The organism is Paenibacillus ilasis (assembly GCF_043195395.1).
Taxonomy (GTDB): domain Bacteria; phylum Bacillota; class Bacilli; order Paenibacillales; family Paenibacillaceae; genus Paenibacillus_AQ; species Paenibacillus_AQ lautus.
On record NZ_JBHDJG010000001.1, the window covers coordinates 3,247,875 to 3,266,199 of the forward strand.

Below are 18,325 nucleotides of genomic sequence, written 5' to 3' on the forward strand. Positions count from 1 at the left end.
AAATGGCCAACAAGCATCGAAACATACAAATTCTGGCGATCAGGTTCTGGCGTGTAGTTTACATAACTGAATCAGAAGAATAGATAAGAGCCACTCCATCAAGTGGCTCTCATTCATACAAAGCGAATGGTTGTCTCATTTCACATAAACACCGTAGTCCAATATGACATTCCCCTGTTCGTCCGGCGTCATGAAACGGATATGGTGATAGCGTTCGAAGAACCACGGGTTCTCGTCCAGGATCCAGCCTTGTTCGGCGATTTTAGCCATACATGCGTTATGGGGTTCCATACCGAAGAGCTCACCGTTATCCCTATTGCCGTATAACCAACAGATCCCCACATCGCCTTCCGCCAGATCCGCATAATCAAATCCGTCCGGAGCTTCCGTGTGCTCCGGGAACAGCATCCCGATCCAATATTCAAACTGATTTCCGCTCATTCGCATGATTCCGTATGAAGAACCCTCAGATTCAGGCAGTGCGCCAAGCTTCCCGATCTCTTCGAACCAGCCATTGGCGGACCATTCATCCCATCGGTCCGCGAAGCTTCCTGCCGCATTCCGGTGCTCATCGGAATACCGTTTGCCGATCAAGCGTGTTGACGGGATATGTTCTTTATATACTTTGGTTACTTCTGCTGTCACGATCCTCACCCTCCTGCTTCATTTTTCGTTATGTACATCTAATTGAATTCTCGCGCTAGCCTGAGAATCCTGCAAAGGATAGACCCAATATTTCAACTCGAGATGGGCTAGTCTTTAGACATGGGAGTAAAAGCTTGGTTTGTTCAAATCGGATGAGAACGGGTAAACAGAATTATCGGCTTTCAATCTGATCTATTCGAGACGCGTCTATTGGGGGAGCGAGCGATCTGCATGCGCGGAGAAGAAGCGGCCAGGCTTTTTTATGACCAGGAGAAGTTTGTTCGAAGCGGTGCAGCGCCGAAACGCGTGCTGAAAACCCTGTTCGGTGAAGACGGTGTACAGACGCTGGATGACGAAGAGCATCATCATCGCAAAGCGATGTTCATGTCCTTGATGTCCAAGGAAGCTCTTCGCAGCATGAGAGAAATCACGCGTAAACATTGGGAACTGGCTGTAAGTCGATGGGAATCCGAGGATAAGGTCGAGATGTATGAGGAAGCTCAAGAAATGTTATGCCGGGTGGCCTGTGAGTGGGCGGCTGTGCCGCTTCCTGAAGCTGAAGTGAAAGAGAAAACGGGCTGGCTAGCTGCTATGATCGAAGCAACAGCCGCTTTTGGAATCAAGCATAGGAAAGGAAGAAATGCCCGTGCCAAAGCGGAAAAATGGATACAAGAGCTCGTAGTTGACGTGCGCAGTGGAACAATAGACCCGAAGCAAGGCAGTACCCTGCATACGATGTCCTGGCACCGCGATCTTAGGGGCGAGCTTCTGGATAAGGAAACCGCAGCGGTAGAAATCATTAACATTCTCCGCCCTATCGTAGCGGTTGCCATTTACGTATGCTTTACTGCTCTAGCTGTCATTCAGCAGCCCGAAGAGCGTGAACAATTGATGACGTCCGACGAGAAGCAGCTCAAGAATTTTGTTCAGGAAGTGCGGCGGTTCTACCCATTCTTCCCCTTTGCGCCTGCGCGCGCACGGAAGGATTTTACCTGGAAGGGATATGCATTTGATAAAGGTGTGCTCACGATCCTTGACTTATACGGAACGAATCATCATCCCGGTCTGTGGGATCAGCCGGAGCTGTTCAAGCCGGATCGTTTCGATGATTGGAACGGGAGCCCCTTTAACTTCATCCCTCAAGGAGGCGGAGATCATCATACGGGACATCGCTGTGCCGGGGAGTGGATTACGCTTGAGATCATGAAGGAGAGTCTGGACTTTCTGGCGAACAAGATGAGTTATGAAGTGCCTGTACAGGACGTAAGCTTCAGCTTTCACGATATGCCGTCTCTTCCCCACAGTCGAATCGTTATTCGGAAAGTCAAAGCGTTGTAATAAAAACTACTAGGATATGAAGCGGTAGTCAGGGGTGACATCATGCGTGCCTACTTAAGCATTCCAACTACCGCTGACTTTTTCCTTTAGGCGTTAATGGTTATGGTTTAACCGACCTTATCCTCATCGCTCAATCCGCTGGCTTGAAACGCTTGTTCTTTCCCATCATAGCGAGCCAGGGAATGCACCTTGCGGTCTTTAACGCACAATACCGTAAATACGATCGCTTCCCCCTTGATACGGCCATCCTCATCAAGCCAAGTCCCATGCTGCTCCAGTACGATCCATTCATCCTTGGCGTAACGATTTAGCGTAGCCATCTGCAGATTCGCTCGTTCCAGCCACTCTTCCAAGTCCGCATTATTCATGAACCCGGCGCCTCGTGGACCTGCAATCTCAATTTGGGGTGCGGTTAAGCCAAGCAGTCCTTCCAGATCTTTATGGTTGGATCGATCCACCCATTGTTCCGCCGTTTCAATCGTCATCAACGTCTGATGGTGTGCCGAATTACATTCCATTCCAATATCACTCCTTATGCTCGGATGCCGTTCAAATAATGAAGCGTAGTATACTTCACAAAATCTGCATGTGACATGCTATCTTCCCTGACCAGGATGGAGTACACAAGAGGATCCAGTAATTGCATAAGCTGCAAGGCAGAGAAATGCGTCGGCAAATCTTCGGTGAATACCCGCTCCTTCTTCCCTCGCTCAATGATTCGCTCCAAACAGTCGATCACTTCATCCTGAACGCTCTGGAGCTCTTTAGCCTTTGCATCCGCGAAGATGGCACCCATATCCGGAAAACTCGTCAGCACAAAGGTAAAAAACGAGCTGGATAAAGCTTCGTCTATGATCCGTTCCACCTGTTGAACCGGATGGAAATCCTCGCTAACCGTCGATTCCACGATCTGCCGGAATTCCATTATTTTAGGTTTAATGAGCTCAAATACAAGCTCCTCTTTGGATTTATAATGCAGATACAATGTACCTTTTGCTATCTCTAACGCATCTGCGATGTCACTCATTTTTATGGCATAATAACCGTTGTCCGTAATTAGCCGCTCAGCTGTTTGAAGGATTAGCTCTTGCCTCGCCTCAAATTTCTGTTCGCGTTTACTCAACACATCACCCAACTTCTCATTGAAATTGACCCTTCAGTCATTTATGACTCGTGGGTCATTTTATTTCAAACGAACTCTCTTGTCAAATTTAAGCTTGTACACCTTGCCCCCTGCATGTCACAATAAACTAGAGACTGACAGCACAATCAACCTATTTTGAACGGGAGGACCTTAATCATGAAAACGATGAAGCTTGGAAGCAGTTCACTGGAAGTACCTGTTGTAGCCGTTGGTTGCATGCGTATAAATTCGCTGGAAAAAGCGGAAGCCGAGCGTTTCGTGTCATCCGCACTTGAGGAAGGCGCTAACTTCTTCGACCATGCCGACATATACGGCGGCGGAGCTTGCGAGGAAATTTTTGCAGATGCGATACATATGAATGCAGAAGTCCGCGAGAAGATCATTCTGCAATCGAAATGCGGGATTCGTCAGGGCATGTTCGATTTCTCCAAAGAGCATATCTTGAATTCCGTCGATGGCATCCTGAAAAGACTCAAAACCGAGTATCTCGATGTACTCCTTCTTCACCGTCCGGATGCGTTAGTTGAGCCTGAAGAGGTGGCTGAAGCATTCGATAAACTCGAAAGCTCCGGTAAAGTGCGTCATTTCGGCGTATCCAACCAGAATCCGATGCAAATCCAGCTTCTGAAAAAAGCAGTGAAGCAGCCGCTCGTAGCCAACCAGCTGCAGCTAAGCATCACGAACACCACCATGATACAGAGCGGGATCAACGTCAACATGGAGAATGACGCCGCAGTTAACCGTGATGGCAGCGTACTGGATTTCTGCCGACTTCACGACATTACGATTCAGCCTTGGTCTCCTTTCCAATACGGGTTCTTTGAAGGCGTATTCCTTGGAAGCGACAAGTTCCCTGAGCTTAATCAGAAGATCGATGAAATTGCGGAAAAATACAACGTAACGAATACCACAATTGCCATCGCATGGCTTCTTCGTCACCCTGCACATATGCAGCCGATCATTGGGACGATGAATATCAGTCGTTTGCAAGACTGCATTAAAGCCGGTGATGTAACGCTCACCCGCGAAGAATGGTACGCGATTTACCGTGCGGCAGGCAACATCCTGCCTTAAGGCCCGTTACAACACAGCCTCCTATCGACTACGATAGGAGGCTGTTTCATTATAATGCCGCGTTGTTTGAGGATGACGAAGGTTTGCGCTTGTTCACCGAGCTTAGACAAACAGGTATCATCATCAGCGACAGCAAACCTCCCGCTATCGAGAGTGTACCGTAACTGGTATGGGCAACCACCATACCGGATAAAGCGCCGCCCGATGCTCCCGCTAAAGCAATCAAGACATCCACCGTTCCCTGTGTTCTGGCGCGGGCGGAAGGATGGGTAGCATCTATGATGAGCGCCGTTCCGCTGATGAAGCCAAGGTTCCAACCCAGCCCCAGCAAAGCCAGCGCCGTTATGATCAGCGCCATGGATTCGGCAGGAGCCAAAGCGGCTAGAATCCCGGAGCTCAGAAGCACGGCTCCGGAAGCGATTGACATGCTGATGCGGCCAATTTTGTCCACGAGGAAACCTGTGATTAACGAAGGCAGGTACATCGCTCCGATATGAATGCCTATCACCAAACCGACCGCACTCAGGTCATGGCCGTGATGTTTCATATGGACGGGCGTCATGGTCATGATGGAGACCATGACCACCTGAGTCAATATCATCACGCAGGCTCCAACCAAGATTCCCCGTTTGTTTCGTTCTGATCCGTTTACCGTTCCGGCCGAAGAATCACCGGAAATTTTAATTTTAGCTTCCTCAATCGCTTGGGCAATCGCATAGGGGTCCGGGCGCAGGAATACTAGCAGGATCAGGCCTGCCAGAATAAAAGCCACGGCTGCCAGAATAAACGGTCCCGCCAATCCAGGAATCCCGAAGGATTCCGCAACGTTCCCCATAACCCCCACCAGATTCGGACCCGCAACGGCACCAAAGGTGGTGGAAACCATCGCCATGCTGACCGCTCCCGCCCGCTGTGCAGGTTTAGCCAAATCCGTGCCTGCATAACGAGCTTGCATATTCGTTGCGGTACCTGCACCGTATATTAACAACGAAGCGAACAGCAGATAGATATTTTGATAAACAGCAGCCAATATGACTCCGATCGCGGCAATCCCACCCGCCAGGAATCCGGCAGCCAAACCCGGCCCTCTACCATATTGCTGGGTAAGCCGGCCAATATACCAGGCACCCAGAGCGGAACCGACCGTGATTAGGGCAACAGGGATTCCTGCATAGCTGTCGGTCTTGAGCATATCCTGTGCCAGAAGCGCACCGACCGTCAATCCAGCAGCCAAGCCAGCCCCACCGAATATTTGCGAGAGGATCACAACGATAAGGGTCTTTTTATACAGCTTGTTCTGCAAATCTGGCGAATCTATGTAAGATTGAATATGGGATAGCCGTTTTGTCTTGGTTTCAGCAATATCCTGATCATGGGACATGGACATTCTCCTTTCATGTGCTACCAAACAGAATACCATAAACGATCTTACGATAAGAAGAAATTTTCATTTCACTTGACAAGATAGGAATTGCCCGCTAAATTAAATCTGCCGTGCGTTAGCCGAAACATGAATGCCCTATCATCAGAGCCTCGCAATGCTCCGGCCCGCCTGTCTCCCTGTGAACAGACAGCCTCCCAGAAACGTTCCCTCCAATGCACGGTATCCATGAACGCCTCCCCCTCCGAATCCCGCAACTTCTCCAACCGCGTAGAGTCCGGGAACCGGCTCGCCGTTTGCATTCAGTACCCGGCCAGATAGATCCGTCTGCAGCCCGCCCAACGTTTTCCTGCTAAGAATATGTAAGCGTACCGCGATCAAAGGGCCATGGGCCGGATCCAGAAATTTATGCGGCTTGGCTACGCGTACCAGACGATCGCCGATGTAATTCCTTGCACCTCGAAGCGCCGTAATCTGCAGATCCTTGGTAAATGCATGGTCCATCTCGCGGTCTCTCGCAGCCAGCTGACGCTCCATGTCCACCTGCTTGATCAGATCGCTGCCTGTCATTTTATTCATGCCATCCACTAGCTCGGGCAGTGAATCGGCAACAACAAAGTCCTCTCCATGATCCAGGAATGCCTGCACCGGCCCCGGGATACCTGAACCTACTCTGCCTAACACCTTGCGGATGCTCTTTCCGGTCAAATCCGGGTTTTGCTCTGATCCGGACAAGGCGAATTCCTTCTCTATCACTTTTCTGGTGAGAATGAACCAGGAATAATCAAAGCCGGTATCCTGAATGGCTTTCAGGGTTCCCAGCGTATCGAAGCCCGGGAAATTCGGGGCAGAGAGCCTTTGCCCTTTGGCATCAAGCCAAACAGAAGAAGGGCCCGGCAGTATCCGGATTCCGTGCTTTGACCAGACCGGGCTCCAATTCTTAATCCCTTCGGTATAGTGCCACATCCGGTCTCTATTGACGACCCGCCCACCTGCTTTCTCCGTTATTCCGAGCATCCGTCCATCCACATGCTCGGGAACGCCAGAGAGCATCGTTTGCGGAGGATGACCGAGCCGAGATGGCCAATGCTGCCGGATCAGCTCATGGTTGGCACCGATTCCTCCGCTGGAGACAACGACGGTCTCTGCAAAAAACTCATAGTCGCCGACCACCTCCCGCGTGCTTGCTTCGCCGCGATAAGCCGAACTCGGAGCAAGGACTGAGCCTCTTACGCCTGTAACGGCACCCTCCTGCGTGATAAGTCCATCCACTTGGTGACGGGGGCGATAATCAACCATTCCTGAGCGTATGGCGTCTCTGACCCTGGACTCGAATGGTTGCACGACTCCAGGACCTGTTCCCCACACAATATGAAAGCGCGGCACGGAATTGCCATGCCCCTCCGCGAGATACCCGCCACGTTCGGCCCAGCCTACAACGGGAAAGAATCGGACCCCTAAAGAATGCAGCCATGCCCGTTTCTCGCCGGCCGCAAAATCGACATAGGCCTCTGCCCATTTCCGCCCCCATCGATCCTCGTCATCCTCCCGATCGAAACCAGCGGCTCCCAGCCAGTCCTGCCACGCCAGTTCACGGGAATCCTTGATGCCCAGTCTTCGCTGTTCCGGCGAATCAACAAGGAATAACCCGCCAAAAGACCACCATGCCTGCCCGCCCAGCGAGCTTTCCGGTTCCTGATCAAGCAGCAGCACCCGCTTGCCGGCCTCGGCTATCTCCGCGGTTGCCACAAGACCGGATAACCCCGCTCCCACCACGATTACGTCATATTTCATACGTGCACCCCCGTTTATCGGATATAAACAAGCAGGACCTGCAACACTCTGGCAATAGCACGTCTGGTTGTTTAAACATGATATTCTCCGAATTGGAAGCGTTTCCCTCTTGCTGCGAATCGGAATCGCAGAACCTCATGTCGTATTCATATAGTGTATGCCTTCCCTGTGCCACAAACTTGTTTAACACCAAAAAAAGTGAACCCCAAATGGATAAGGGTTCACTTTATGGTTAGCGTATCTGCGTTTCGTTCCAATGGATTAAACGATGTTCATGCTTCGTCATGCGATCGTCCTCACGCCTGCATAAGCTTTATCCTGTCCGTTCCTCCGCCTCCGCAGCCAGTTTCAGGAGCTGATCCCTCACTCGTACAACTTCGCCGATGATCAGAAGCGCCGGATTCTTCACGTTCATAAGATGGGCAATCTTGTGGATGGTTCCGAGCGTTCCCGTTATGGTTCGCTCCTCTGCCCTTGTCCCCTGTTCAACGATAGCAACGGGAGTTGACGACGGCTTGCCATGAGCGAGCATCTCCTTGCAGATGTCGTCCATTCTGCTGACGCCCATGTACACCACAAGTGTATCCACACTGTGAGCCAGCAAGTCCCACCTCACGCTTCGCTCGTTTCCATGGCAGCTCGTTCCGCTGACAAAAGCTACCGAAGTGCTGGCTCCACGGTGGGTCAGAGGTATCCCTGTGGAGGAGGCTGCTCCCAATGCCGAGGTAACGCCGGGCACGATCTCGAAGGGAATGCCTCGCGCAGCCAATTCGCACGCCTCTTCGCCACCTCGTCCGAAGATCAGCGGATCACCTCCCTTGAGTCTTACGACATCATGACCGGCAAGGGCATAAGTCACCATGTTCTCGTTAATTTTCTCCTGCGGAAGGGAATGGCTGCCGGGTGCCTTACCGCAGAATACGAGCAAAGCATCCTTTTTTGCGTAACTCAACAGCTCATCGTTCACCAGTCGATCGTACATAATGACGTCCGCTTCCTGAATACGCCGAAGGGCTTTCAGCGTAATCAGCTCCGGATCTCCCGGACCTGCGCCAACAATATACACCATGCCCGGCCTCATCGTCTTTTATCGACCGGAACTGCCGTCGCCTCCATAACCCTGAGTCCATGATGGGCCTTCGCAACCGGATGAACCTCGCTGCGCTTTCCGAATCCGAATTGGGATAAGTGCAATATCGCCCCGGTAAATACCGCTCCGCCAATAAAATTACCTATTAGTACGGGGATTTGGTTCCAGAGCCACCAATCGGCCACACTGACATCCGCCCCGAGCATCATGCCCGCCGGTATCACAAACATATTTACAACCGCATGCTCGAATCCTTGACCGAAAAAGATCAGGATGGGCAGCCACATCGCAGCGATTTTTCCTATCGTTGAGCTTGATGTAAACGCCATGACAACGCCTAACGCCACCATCCAGTTGCAGAGCATAGCCTTGATCACTACCAGCAGCATGCCGCTCACGCCCAGCGCCTTATAGCCGAGTGTCTTTGTCTCGCTCGTGTCGACAATCATCTGAATAAGCGGATGGCTCATATCCGTCCCCATCTTGGTCGCGGTAAGCGCATAGAGCCCCCCATAAATCAGACAGCCTATCAGATGTCCGAGAATAACCCATCCATAATTCGCAAGCATGGAGGCACTTGAAGCTTTCTTTTGCAGGACGGCTAATGGCAAGAGCGCAAAGCTTCCAGTTACCAACTCTAGGCCCAGCAGGACAATCATCACAAAGCCAACCGGAAACAGGACTGCGCCCACCATCGGGATATTCGTTTGGTTCGAAGCCGTAAAAGCTAGCGTGGTGGCGCACGCCAGGATGGCGCCTGACAGCATGCCGCGGGTGAGCATTTGCGAAGTCTTCAGCCGAGCTTTCGCGGCTCCGGCCTCGATCATGTCATACATGACCTGATTCGGTTTCACATAATCCATATCGTGCACCCCCTCTTATGGAATCCATCTTTCGCGTTTAAGCCGTACGATCCTGAAGGTATATCGCGCCGCTTACCGGATCAACTTCAACCTGATAGGTGTTTACGTTGCCCGTATCCGGCTCTTGAACCTGCCCGCTGCATAGGTCGATCTTCCAATCATGCAGAGGACAGTGCACCTGCTTCCCGCACACCATTCCCTCCGAAAGCTTGCCTCCTTTATGCGGGCACTTGTTCTCCACAGCCAGAATATCCCCATCCGATAAACGAAACAGCGCGATTTCCGTTCCGTCGATCTCAATGGTCCTTGAGCCCTTATGATCAATTTCGTTCACGTATCCTACATGAAGTTTCGTCATTTTTGGATTCCCCCTATTTCGTCACAGGTTCAGCATCAGGCAAAGGCACGAAGTTTTTACGAAGCCCGCTGTCCGACGTAATTTCCTTCCACGGATCCTTCTGCTTGCTTAAAGCCAGCTTTATTCTCGAGAAGAGCGCGACGCGGTCCTCCTTCTTCTCTAATGCTTTTTTCACATGGTCCAAGCCTACTCGTTCGATCCAAACCGATGTCCGCTCATTCCACTGCGCGTTTTCCCGATAGTATTGGATAAATGCCCCGGCCCATTCGAGCACCTCATCTTCCGTCTTCACGATGCATAATAACTCTGTTGCCCGAACATGAACGCCTCCATTGCCGCCGACGTGCAGTTCCCATCCGCCATCAATCGCTACGACTCCAAAATCCTTGATGGTCGCTTCTGCGCAGTTGCGGGGACATCCGGAAACCGCGAGTTTTACTTTGGCCGGTGTGCTCAGCCGCTCAAACTCTTTCTCCAAGCGAACACCCATGCCAATGGAATCCTGGGTGCCGAATCGGCAAAACGTGGACCCCACGCAAGTTTTAACGGTACGGAGGGCTTTACCGTAAGCATAACCGGAAGGCATATCCAGCTCCTCCCACATCTTCGGCAGATCCTCCTTCTTAACGCCAAGCAAGTCGATCCGTTGTCCGCCTGTAATCTTGACCATCGGGACATCGAATTTTTCCGCAATCTCTGCGATTTTCTTTAACTCCGAAGGTGACGTCACCCCGCCATATATTCTGGGAACAACGGAATAGGTGCCATCCTTCTGAATGTTGGCATGGTATCGCTCATTCGTGAAGCGGGATTCCTTCTCATCCACGTAGGATTCCGGAAACAGCATCCCCAGATAGTAGTTCAAGGATGGGCGGCATTTGGAACATCCCTCCGGATTGTCCCATCCCAGCACATTCATCACTTCTTTGACGGTTCCAAGTCCAAGACGGGTTATCTCGCTGATAATTTCATCCCGTCCTAGCGATGTACACCCGCATATCCCTTCTTTCACGGGCTCCCCTGCTGCATCTCCGGCGTATAACTGAACCAGTCCCTCAACGAGCGGTTTGCAGCCGCCGCAGGATCCCGATGCTTTTGTACAAGCTTTAACGGAAGCCACGGTGTTGCAATTTTTCGTAAGAATGGCATCTTTTATCGCTTCCTTCGATACGCCGTTACAGCCGCAAATGATCTCATCATCCGCCAGCTGAGCCAGCCGCTGTTCCGTCGATACGGTCGATACGGTACCGGCATGACCCGTGAAGCCTAACAGAAGCTCCTTCTCTCGGCCCTTGATGGATTCGCCGCTTTTCATCAGCGAGAACAGCTTGGGTCCATCCCCTGTATCTCCGAACATAACGGCTCCGATGAGCCGGTCTTCGCGAATCACGATTTTTTTGTATACTCCTTCAACTTCATCTTGATATCGCATCGATCTTGTTCCTTCCGGTTCAGCAAAATGACCTGCAGAGAACACATCCACGCCGGATACCTTTAATTTCGTTGACGTTACGGATCCGGCGTACCCGCTCGTCTCCACACCCGCCAGATGCATGGCTAGCACAGCCCCCTGTTCGTATAGCGGTGCCACAAGACCATAAGCGATTCCGCGATGCTCTGCGCATTCACCCACCGCATAGATGCCGGGAATATTCGTCTCCATATAGTCGTTAACAACGATTCCGCGCTTGACTTCAATCCCGGAGGATTGTGCCAAGGAAACGTTCGGCTTGATTCCGACGGCCATCACGATCAGATCGGTCTCGACACGGCTCCCATCCGTAAATTGGAGTGCCTTCACCCGCTTCCGCCCTGAGATGGACTCCGAATTTTTATTCAGCAGAAATTTCATTCCTTGGGTTTCAAGTTCACGCTGCAGCATTCTGGCCGCCGTTTCGTCCAATTGTCGTTCCATCAGATAGGGGTTAAGGTGAACCACGGATACATCCATGCCCAAATGCAGAAGCCCTCTAGCAGCCTCCAGACCCAGCAGACCCCCGCCGATAACCACCGCTTTCTTGTATTGCTGCGATGTCTTCACCATCGTTTCACAATCCTTGATATCCCGGAATGCGATAACGCCTTCCTTGTCGGCACCAGGCAAAGGCAGCATAAATGGATTGGAACCGGTGGCTATAATCAATACATCATAGTCAGCAGCAGCTCCTTGATCGGAAAAGACTTGACGATTCTGGGTGTCGATCCGTGTCACCGTATGACCCGCATATAACTGGATCCGATTCTCCTTATACCAATCCCAATCATTAATGATGATTTCCTTCATATCGGTGCCTCCTGCGAGGACAGATGACAGCATAATCCGGTTGTAGTTCGGATGAGGCTCCGATCCGAATATCGTAATCTCATAAGCATCCGGCGCAAGCTTGATCAAATGCTCGATTGCCCGTACCCCTGCCATACCATTCCCGATCATTACTAATTTCTTTTTTGTCATGGTTTGCGCTCCCCTCCGTCTAACACCTTAGAATATACTTGTTCATTCATCAAAAGCCTTAAAAACCAAAATAGCCTGCATTCGCTCCAGTAGAGTAGGCACACTCTTACCGGGAACGAAAGCAGGCTTCTTTGCCGCTAATGGGATACACCGTTGTATCCGGGAGATATAAAGTTTCTTGAGGGAAATATACACCACATCCGATCTGACTGTCAACATATTTGACATGAAACGAAGAAATTTAATTAAATATCGACATCACCCTGTGATATATGTTATATAATTTAACATAATAACTGCTTTGTGCTAACTGCTTAACCCTGAGAGGATATCATTTATGAAAGGAGCGTCAATCCATGCGTTCATTGCTGGTTATCCACCATCCGGTCCCTGCTTCAGAGCGAAGCGACACAGATGCCAGGGCGCTTCTTCCGGAGTTTATCCTTCGTTCATACGGCTACAAGGTCCACCTTGCCCGCAGTGAGAAGCAAGCGCTGGCCGGCATCATGGAAGCAGACGGAACGGTTCTCCACCTCCCGGTTGCCGCAATTAAATCGTGGTCCCGCACGCTCGAACAACAAAAGCGCGTTCCCGTTCTGTGGTGGTGCAGCGATCATGCCGCTTCGCAATCTCTCGAAGCATGTGAAGATGATGTTATAATTGATGGACTTTTATTCCCCACCATGAAGGAGCATGAGCTGCATTGGACACTGCATTTTAGTTCCAAGCATTTTTACGAACGAGAGCAGTGGCATAATGAAAGAACGCAGCTTCTTGCCCGCATTGAAGAGCGAAAATGGATTGATATGGCCAAAGGCATTCTGTGCAAGATGAAAAATATTTCGGAATCCGAAGCATACGATGTCCTGCGCAAACAGGCGATGAATGAAAGAAAAAGAATGGTGGATGTCGCAACCTCGATCGTCAAGTTGTATCAATTGCTTCAGGAGACCGGCTCAGGAGGTGCAAAAAAATCATGATCCACTTATTAAAAGAAGTCGGCCGCGGCAAACGGGGTGCACGGGACCTGACTTACGAGGAAGCGCTGCAGGCTGCAGAATCGATTCTCGGATTGCAGGCAACCCCTGCACAGATCGGTGCCTTTTTCATTGCGGAACGCATCAAAATGGAAAGCGTGGAAGAATTGGAGGCATTCGTGAAGGTCGGCCGTGAATATGCAGACCGTTCATTTGTACATGAGGGTATAGATTGCGCAGGACCTTATGATGGCAGAAAGTCCTCCTTTTTCTCTACGTTAGCCACCTCGTTTGTGCTGGCAGCCGCCGATCTGCCTGTCACTCTGCATGGGACCGCATCACTGCCCCCGAAGTGGGGGATCACATTGTCGGATATACTTGCGGCCAAGGGGATAATCGGACCGTTACTGGCAAAAGCATCATGCGTCCGCGCTGCCCAGCAATCGGGCGTATTATATGTACATGCTGAAGAGTGGTGCCCCCCGCTTAAGAATCTTCGCCCGATCCGGGAGGAGCTGGGTATGCGGACCGTGCTTAATACGGCCGAAAAGTTTGTGGATTACTCTCATTCCCCTTTCTTAACCTTCGGTGTATACCATAATACGGTCTTTGACCGTTTAAGCCGACTGATCATGAAACTCGGTTATCGGAAAGCGATCATCATTCAAGGCAGTGAAGGCTCGGATGAACTATTCATTCACCGGCCCACGCGGACTTACCGAGTTGAGAAGGGTGAAGCCAGCCTCCAGATCATCGACCCGGAAGCGTACGGACTCGATACGCCTGTTCCAGACATAAGCTGGACCCCCTCCGAACAAGCTGACGTTACCGAGCAGGTTCTGCAGGGTACGGGGGACATCGCTTTTATCTACCAGGTTCTGCTAAATGGAGCCGTTCGCTTACAGTTGGCGGATAAGGTCAGCTCCGTCGAGGAAGGGATCTATACTTGCAAGGCTCTGCTGGACTCGGGTAAACCGTGGGAGTTATATGACAAGTGGCTGTCCTTGCTGTTAGAACCCATCCCGAATGACGGTTGGACTTCACCCATCGTCAGACATGTTTCGCATTGAACAGAAGAAACCCGCACCGGGCAAGCGGTGCGGGTTTCTTTTACATTACCTATTAAACTCCAAATCCAAATCCGAACGCAGAAACGATGATGACCAAGAGAATAAAGAGAACCAGTACTGCTCCAACGGATCCATATCCTCCGCCACCGTATCCAGCAACTTCACCCATTGTTCCAACCTCCTTTACTTTTCCGAACACAACATCCTATGCTCGTAATATCAAAGAGCGTAGACTCTTGAGGAAAAAATAAAAACAGACAGGAATTGGGTCAACATGAATCTGGATCTTTTAAGAAGAAGCCTTATTTCGCAATCATTTTCTTGGCATAGTTCAGCACATCCGATTTGGCGCTCTCCGCCCAAATGCTGTACCGAATCTGCTGCTCTTCATCCACCCAATCCAGGTGATCCCTTCCCTTGGAGTCGGTTGTGTAGATGCATTCCACTCCGTTAATGACGATGGTTTCCTTTTTCTCGTTCGGTTTCTTCTGCGGCACTGGCGTTCCGCCCATTGGCTGTTCAGGTACAATATAACTCGCAACGACCTGAAGCTTTACTTTTCCCTTATCAAAATTCAGGATGGCTGCGGATGCTTCATTCGACTTCATGATGTCGGAGTACACGAACTTCTCCCCGCTTGCGGCCTTCGCTCTCAATTCCTTGTCCAGCTTCTCGTATAGGCTCGACGTTCTTTCAGGACTCTTTAAGTATATAATCGCGTTCTGGAATGAATAACTCTTCGGCAAGTCAGAAGGTTTGGTTAGCGTTGGAGCGTTCAATGCCTTCGCCTTCGCCACATAGTCCGCATACTTGGTATTAACAAAACCCATGGACGTAAAGTAAATTTCATCTAGCCGGTTATATTCCTGGTCCGCAACATAATACGCAACCATCTGCCCTGCTTTAAGTTTGTTACTTAACTCCTTGATACGATCATCAAACGAAACGGATGTCTTCTCCGGTTTGGCAGTAGAAACCGCTACCTTCGCCTGTGGAACAGACGTGCTTGCATTGCTTGCTGCGTAAACATTCGCGGATCCGACCATCATCGTTGCTGCGAGAAATAAAGCGACCTTCATCTTGTTTTTCATCATGGTAAAATTCGTACTCCTTTCGGCGGTAAGGCCTTTTAAGTTAATTTATAAATACATCACATATAACACCTTACCGACAACAAAAGGGACATTTTGTAAAAAATGAAGGGAAACCGTTTATTCCGATATAAGACCGGCTGCAATCTTCGCAAACTCATCCTTGGACAGTGGATCCTTTGGATCATCTGTAATCACATACAGAATCTCTTCACTGTCGCTAAGCCAAGTCAAGCTGCGAGTTTCAGTAGTCGAATTGGCGGACAGTATCATTTCTTTCCCGTTCACCGTCAGTTTTACGGCTTCGTTTGTGAGCACCCCAGCTTTTGAGCCTTTCTTTCGGGCAAAAGCCAGAATCGTGATCCGATTTTCGCCTTTACGATATTCCATTCCCGTAGAAGCAATCTCGAACCAAGGAACAATCTTGTAGAACAGTCCCTGTTCTTCATCCGACTTTCCAGCCTGCTCTTTGAGTTCATTCAGAAGACTTTCATACTCCGGTGTTCCCCATACAGGTTCATTTCTAATTTGAATCCTTCCAAAATCAAATCGATACCCTTCGGGAACATAATCAGGTTCTCGAAGTAAGGGCGCACTCTTCTCTTCGATTTCTTTTGCGAGTTCTTGATAATTCGGATGCTTTGTCGCCATATAAAAATAGTTCAGTGGATATTTTTTAGTGGATGAAGTTAGATGCTGGTCCTTGATATAATATACCGCCTGTTCACCCGGCTTTAACCTCTTGCTCAGCTCTTCTTCCGTCTCTTTTCTCCGTTTAGCGTTATATTCCGATTCGGAATATTTCCATGGCTTCATGGTAGACAGAATGACTTCGCCTTCCTTGTTCTTGATCTGAATCAAGTATTGGTTTGCATAAACGCTAATTGACGAAAGAATTAGAATCGCAGTAAGCATCGCAATAATCAAGGTTTTCTTACGATTGCCGTCATTTCTCCCGTGTTTCATCCGGTGAATTTGACGCACCTTTTGCATGATGGCGGGGGTCACATCCAACTCTTCTTCCACGGAGTGCAATTCCATGCTTCTCAGAATTCGATCTTGCTCCGGCTGTCCCGAATCTCGCATAACCCCGTCCCCTCCTTCTCCTGGATCAGCTTGATGACTTTCTGTTTCATCCGAGCATACTTTTTCTTCACTGCACTAAGATTCTTATCCAGAATCTGTGCGATCTCCGTGAACGGTTTATCTTCGAACACCCGCAGCACGAGCAGATTCCGCTCCTCCACCGAGAGCTTCGTCATGGCATATTCCAGTGGTTCGCTGAACCACCGGCGCTCCAGCGACTGTTCCACGCTATCAGCATGCCCTGTCGATCGAATGAGTCGGCTCACTCGCATGCGAACTTGTCGCTTGCGAAGCAAATTAAGACAATGATGATAGGCAATCTTGTATAACCATGATGAGAACGAAACCTTCGCTTCATAGGTATGAAGCTTGGTGAATGCTTTAATGAAGACATCCTGGACGGCATCCTGCGCGTCCTGCTTGCAGCCGAGCATCCGGCAGCAATATATGTAGATTTGTTTTTTGTACGTTTCGACGATAGGCTCGAAACCATCCACCTCACCGGCCTTAACGCGCCTCACGCACTCCTCTATCGAATCCAATTCGAAGACGCACCTCCGCGTAAATCTTATTTACGTATGTATAACACCTCTTCTTCCAATAAAGGGACTCTATATTAAAAATAAAAAAACAACCCATACCTTAAGTATGAATTGTTTTGTTGTAATGTCGATCTTTTCTTTTATCAGTAACGAGATCTTCGAACGTCTTGATTATCCCACGTCTCGCTTATATACCTGAGGGCATATACTCCTGCCATAAAATATATTTTTAATTATATTTCTTACCATCTAAAATGAAATTACAGATATCAATGGATAGGATGAAGAGGTCTCGGCCCATAATGCAGTACAAATAACAGGAGGTTATATGCAATGTCCAACATACATGAAATTCACAAGGGACTAGAGGAGCAGGAAGGTCGCATCATTAGACAAACGATTGCCGAAATGGAAGCTGCATTTAATCAACATGATGCCGATGCCTTGGATCGTCACTTTAGTCAAGACTCCACTTGGGTCAATGTCATAGGGGAGATGCTCTCAGGCTGGGAGCAAATAAATAACGCACATCAAGTTGTTTTAAAGGGGCCGCTTCTTCATGCATACGCAAAGTATTTCATTGAGAAACTTGTATTCTTGCGCCAGGATGTGGCCATCGCGCATATACGTCAGTATCCGGCTACATCGAAGGGGGAACTCATCGAAGACGGACAAGGAAGTCTGGCCATCTATGTGATGGTCAAGAACCAAGACACATGGCTCCTGGCTGCTGGTCAGAATACTTTAATCCAAGCGCACCGTAAAGGATGATCACATTAAGATGGAGTCTATCATCCAAGCAGCTTACACATCATTCCCATGGTAAAACCCAGGTTCTCGATCAATAGAATCGGGGACCAGGGCCATCATCTATGCCCGCGATGATTCAAACTGAAAGATCAACTTCTCACTGTCGTCCCTCGCAGCAACAAATTCCTGCACGCGTGAGTCCGAAACATAGTTGTTCATCGTCTTTCTCCAGAATGCTTGCGCCCGCTTATTGCGATCCGTGGCATTCGTCTGGACTTCCCAGCTGCCGGCATGCTTGTTGAACACTTGTGATGCAGCATTCTCCGCAACATGTTTGCCTCGGAAGGGTTTCATAACAAAAAACTCATTCATGTAAAATTCACTGCCAAAAGTGTACGGCGGGGTTGCTACCAGAGCAAATCCTGCCGGGATGCCATCCACCCGAATCAGGTAAGGAAACAAAATCGAGGGCTTCTCCCACCATATATCAAAAACTTGGATCTGGTCATTCAAGGTTTTTGTGTCATCATCCTCATAGACGCCATATCGATTCGGCTTCCATCCCCATATCCCTGATAAATCATGCAGATACAGCGGATATATATTATTAATGATAAATTTGGTGGAAGTATCGCTTAACTCCACGGTAACTTTCATATGTTTTCCT

19 protein-coding genes are annotated in these 18,325 nt (G+C 49.7%); 5 read left to right on the forward strand and 14 right to left on the reverse strand.

What is annotated here, in order from left to right; all coding sequences use genetic code 11:
* Positions 1-135: 135 nt before the first annotated feature.
* Positions 136-645 carry an AraC family transcriptional regulator gene (locus ACETK5_RS14580; RefSeq protein WP_326112619.1) on the reverse strand — a complete coding sequence of 170 codons (510 nt, stop codon included), beginning with the start codon at positions 643-645 and terminating at the stop codon, positions 136-138.
* 231 nt (positions 646-876) lie between these two features.
* Between ACETK5_RS14580 and ACETK5_RS14585 the strand changes: the two genes are divergently transcribed.
* Positions 877-1,983, forward strand: a complete 1,107-nt coding sequence (locus ACETK5_RS14585) for a cytochrome P450 (RefSeq protein WP_326112621.1) — start codon at positions 877-879, stop codon at positions 1,981-1,983.
* A gap of 107 nt (positions 1,984-2,090) precedes the next feature.
* On the opposite strand, the gene ACETK5_RS14590 is transcribed toward ACETK5_RS14585, so the two are convergent.
* Both ACETK5_RS14590 and ACETK5_RS14595 read right to left on the reverse strand, forming a co-directional pair.
* Positions 2,091-2,501, reverse strand: a complete 411-nt coding sequence (locus tag ACETK5_RS14590; RefSeq protein WP_326112623.1) for a hypothetical protein — start codon at positions 2,499-2,501, stop codon at positions 2,091-2,093.
* 14 nt (positions 2,502-2,515) lie between these two features.
* Positions 2,516-3,109: a TetR/AcrR family transcriptional regulator gene (locus ACETK5_RS14595; protein WP_394056435.1), complete on the reverse strand. Its 594-nt coding sequence runs from the start codon at positions 3,107-3,109 to the stop codon at positions 2,516-2,518.
* A gap of 174 nt (positions 3,110-3,283) precedes the next feature.
* Here ACETK5_RS14595 and ACETK5_RS14600 point away from each other — a divergent pair, with 174 nt between their 5' ends.
* Positions 3,284-4,201, forward strand: a complete 918-nt coding sequence (locus tag ACETK5_RS14600; protein WP_100536702.1) for an aldo/keto reductase — start codon at positions 3,284-3,286, stop codon at positions 4,199-4,201.
* A 49-nt stretch (positions 4,202-4,250) separates the two neighbouring features.
* Here ACETK5_RS14600 and ACETK5_RS14605 read toward each other — a convergent pair whose 3' ends face one another.
* The 6 genes from ACETK5_RS14605 to nirB all read right to left on the reverse strand — a co-directional run bounded on the left by ACETK5_RS14605 (position 4,251) and on the right by nirB (position 12,142).
* Positions 4,251-5,582: an MFS transporter gene (locus ACETK5_RS14605; protein WP_326112626.1), complete on the reverse strand. Its 1,332-nt coding sequence runs from the start codon at positions 5,580-5,582 to the stop codon at positions 4,251-4,253.
* 144 nt (positions 5,583-5,726) lie between these two features.
* Positions 5,727-7,376 (reverse strand): FAD-binding dehydrogenase, encoded by a 1,650-nt coding sequence (locus ACETK5_RS14610; protein ID WP_100536700.1) that lies wholly within the window; start codon positions 7,374-7,376, stop codon positions 5,727-5,729.
* A gap of 313 nt (positions 7,377-7,689) precedes the next feature.
* Positions 7,690-8,445, reverse strand: a complete 756-nt coding sequence (gene cobA / locus ACETK5_RS14615; RefSeq protein WP_243390640.1) for a uroporphyrinogen-III C-methyltransferase — start codon at positions 8,443-8,445, stop codon at positions 7,690-7,692.
* Between the two features lie 8 nt (positions 8,446-8,453).
* The gene (locus ACETK5_RS14620; protein WP_394056438.1) at positions 8,454-9,329 is read right to left on the reverse strand and encodes a formate/nitrite transporter family protein; all 876 of its coding nucleotides are present in this window, start codon (positions 9,327-9,329) and stop codon (positions 8,454-8,456) included.
* Between the two features lie 37 nt (positions 9,330-9,366).
* Complete coding sequence (gene nirD, locus ACETK5_RS14625) at positions 9,367-9,687, reverse strand: nitrite reductase small subunit NirD (RefSeq protein ID WP_100536697.1); 321 nt, start codon at positions 9,685-9,687, stop codon at positions 9,367-9,369.
* A gap of 13 nt (positions 9,688-9,700) precedes the next feature.
* Positions 9,701-12,142, reverse strand: a complete 2,442-nt coding sequence (gene nirB / locus ACETK5_RS14630; RefSeq protein WP_326112629.1) for a nitrite reductase large subunit NirB — start codon at positions 12,140-12,142, stop codon at positions 9,701-9,703.
* 356 nt (positions 12,143-12,498) lie between these two features.
* On the opposite strand from nirB, the gene ACETK5_RS14635 reads away from it, so the two are divergent.
* Positions 12,499-13,122 (forward strand): ANTAR domain-containing response regulator, encoded by a 624-nt coding sequence (locus ACETK5_RS14635; protein ID WP_100536695.1) that lies wholly within the window; start codon positions 12,499-12,501, stop codon positions 13,120-13,122.
* Positions 13,119-14,189, forward strand: coding sequence for an anthranilate phosphoribosyltransferase (locus ACETK5_RS14640; protein ID WP_100536694.1), 1,071 nt, complete (start codon positions 13,119-13,121; stop codon positions 14,187-14,189). The genes ACETK5_RS14635 and ACETK5_RS14640 overlap by 4 nt, the downstream gene beginning before the upstream one ends.
* A gap of 52 nt (positions 14,190-14,241) precedes the next feature.
* Here the strand turns inward: ACETK5_RS14640 and ACETK5_RS14645 are convergent, their stop codons facing one another.
* From ACETK5_RS14645 to ACETK5_RS14660, 4 genes are all read right to left on the reverse strand, one after another.
* Positions 14,242-14,358 (reverse strand): YjcZ family sporulation protein, encoded by a 117-nt coding sequence (locus tag ACETK5_RS14645; RefSeq protein WP_218033639.1) that lies wholly within the window; start codon positions 14,356-14,358, stop codon positions 14,242-14,244.
* Between the two features lie 133 nt (positions 14,359-14,491).
* Positions 14,492-15,283 carry a hypothetical protein gene (locus ACETK5_RS14650; protein ID WP_100536693.1) on the reverse strand — a complete coding sequence of 264 codons (792 nt, stop codon included), beginning with the start codon at positions 15,281-15,283 and terminating at the stop codon, positions 14,492-14,494.
* Positions 15,284-15,400: 117 nt separating this feature from the next.
* Positions 15,401-16,366 carry a hypothetical protein gene (locus ACETK5_RS14655; RefSeq protein ID WP_243390639.1) on the reverse strand — a complete coding sequence of 322 codons (966 nt, stop codon included), beginning with the start codon at positions 16,364-16,366 and terminating at the stop codon, positions 15,401-15,403.
* Positions 16,327-16,887 carry an RNA polymerase sigma factor gene (locus tag ACETK5_RS14660; protein ID WP_243390638.1) on the reverse strand — a complete coding sequence of 187 codons (561 nt, stop codon included), beginning with the start codon at positions 16,885-16,887 and terminating at the stop codon, positions 16,327-16,329. Before ACETK5_RS14660 ends, ACETK5_RS14655 begins: the two co-directional genes overlap by 40 nt.
* A gap of 354 nt (positions 16,888-17,241) precedes the next feature.
* Here ACETK5_RS14660 and ACETK5_RS14665 point away from each other — a divergent pair, with 354 nt between their 5' ends.
* Positions 17,242-17,679 carry an SgcJ/EcaC family oxidoreductase gene (locus ACETK5_RS14665; protein WP_326112633.1) on the forward strand — a complete coding sequence of 146 codons (438 nt, stop codon included), beginning with the start codon at positions 17,242-17,244 and terminating at the stop codon, positions 17,677-17,679.
* A 99-nt stretch (positions 17,680-17,778) separates the two neighbouring features.
* Here the strand turns inward: ACETK5_RS14665 and ACETK5_RS14670 are convergent, their stop codons facing one another.
* On the reverse strand, positions 17,779-18,315 hold the full coding sequence (locus ACETK5_RS14670; protein WP_326112634.1) for a GNAT family N-acetyltransferase: 537 nt from the start codon (positions 18,313-18,315) through the stop codon (positions 17,779-17,781).
* Between the last annotated feature and the right edge of the window lie 10 nt (positions 18,316-18,325).

Excerpts from the sequence above, each read along its gene's own strand:
- ACETK5_RS14585 (WP_326112621.1), top strand. The coding sequence starts at position 877 with ATGCGCGGAGAAGAAGCGGCCAGGCTTTTTTATGACCAGGAGAAGTTT.
- ACETK5_RS14590 (WP_326112623.1), bottom strand. The coding sequence starts at position 2,501 with ATGGAATGTAATTCGGCACACCATCAGACGTTGATGACGATTGAAACG.
- ACETK5_RS14600 (WP_100536702.1), top strand. The coding sequence starts at position 3,284 with ATGAAAACGATGAAGCTTGGAAGCAGTTCACTGGAAGTACCTGTTGTA.
- ACETK5_RS14605 (WP_326112626.1), bottom strand. The coding sequence starts at position 5,582 with ATGTCCCATGATCAGGATATTGCTGAAACCAAGACAAAACGGCTATCC.
- ACETK5_RS14610 (WP_100536700.1), bottom strand. The coding sequence starts at position 7,376 with ATGAAATATGACGTAATCGTGGTGGGAGCGGGGTTATCCGGTCTTGTG.
- cobA (WP_243390640.1), bottom strand. The coding sequence starts at position 8,445 with ATGGTGTATATTGTTGGCGCAGGTCCGGGAGATCCGGAGCTGATTACG.
- ACETK5_RS14620 (WP_394056438.1), bottom strand. The coding sequence starts at position 9,329 with ATGGATTATGTGAAACCGAATCAGGTCATGTATGACATGATCGAGGCC.
- nirD (WP_100536697.1), bottom strand. The coding sequence starts at position 9,687 with ATGACGAAACTTCATGTAGGATACGTGAACGAAATTGATCATAAGGGC.
- nirB (WP_326112629.1), bottom strand. The coding sequence starts at position 12,142 with ATGACAAAAAAGAAATTAGTAATGATCGGGAATGGTATGGCAGGGGTA.
- ACETK5_RS14635 (WP_100536695.1), top strand. The coding sequence starts at position 12,499 with ATGCGTTCATTGCTGGTTATCCACCATCCGGTCCCTGCTTCAGAGCGA.
- ACETK5_RS14640 (WP_100536694.1), top strand. The coding sequence starts at position 13,119 with ATGATCCACTTATTAAAAGAAGTCGGCCGCGGCAAACGGGGTGCACGG.
- ACETK5_RS14645 (WP_218033639.1), bottom strand. The coding sequence starts at position 14,358 with ATGGGTGAAGTTGCTGGATACGGTGGCGGAGGATATGGATCCGTTGGA.
- ACETK5_RS14650 (WP_100536693.1), bottom strand. The coding sequence starts at position 15,283 with ATGATGAAAAACAAGATGAAGGTCGCTTTATTTCTCGCAGCAACGATG.
- ACETK5_RS14655 (WP_243390639.1), bottom strand. The coding sequence starts at position 16,366 with ATGCGAGATTCGGGACAGCCGGAGCAAGATCGAATTCTGAGAAGCATG.
- ACETK5_RS14665 (WP_326112633.1), top strand. The coding sequence starts at position 17,242 with ATGTCCAACATACATGAAATTCACAAGGGACTAGAGGAGCAGGAAGGT.
- ACETK5_RS14670 (WP_326112634.1), bottom strand. The coding sequence starts at position 18,315 with ATGAAAGTTACCGTGGAGTTAAGCGATACTTCCACCAAATTTATCATT.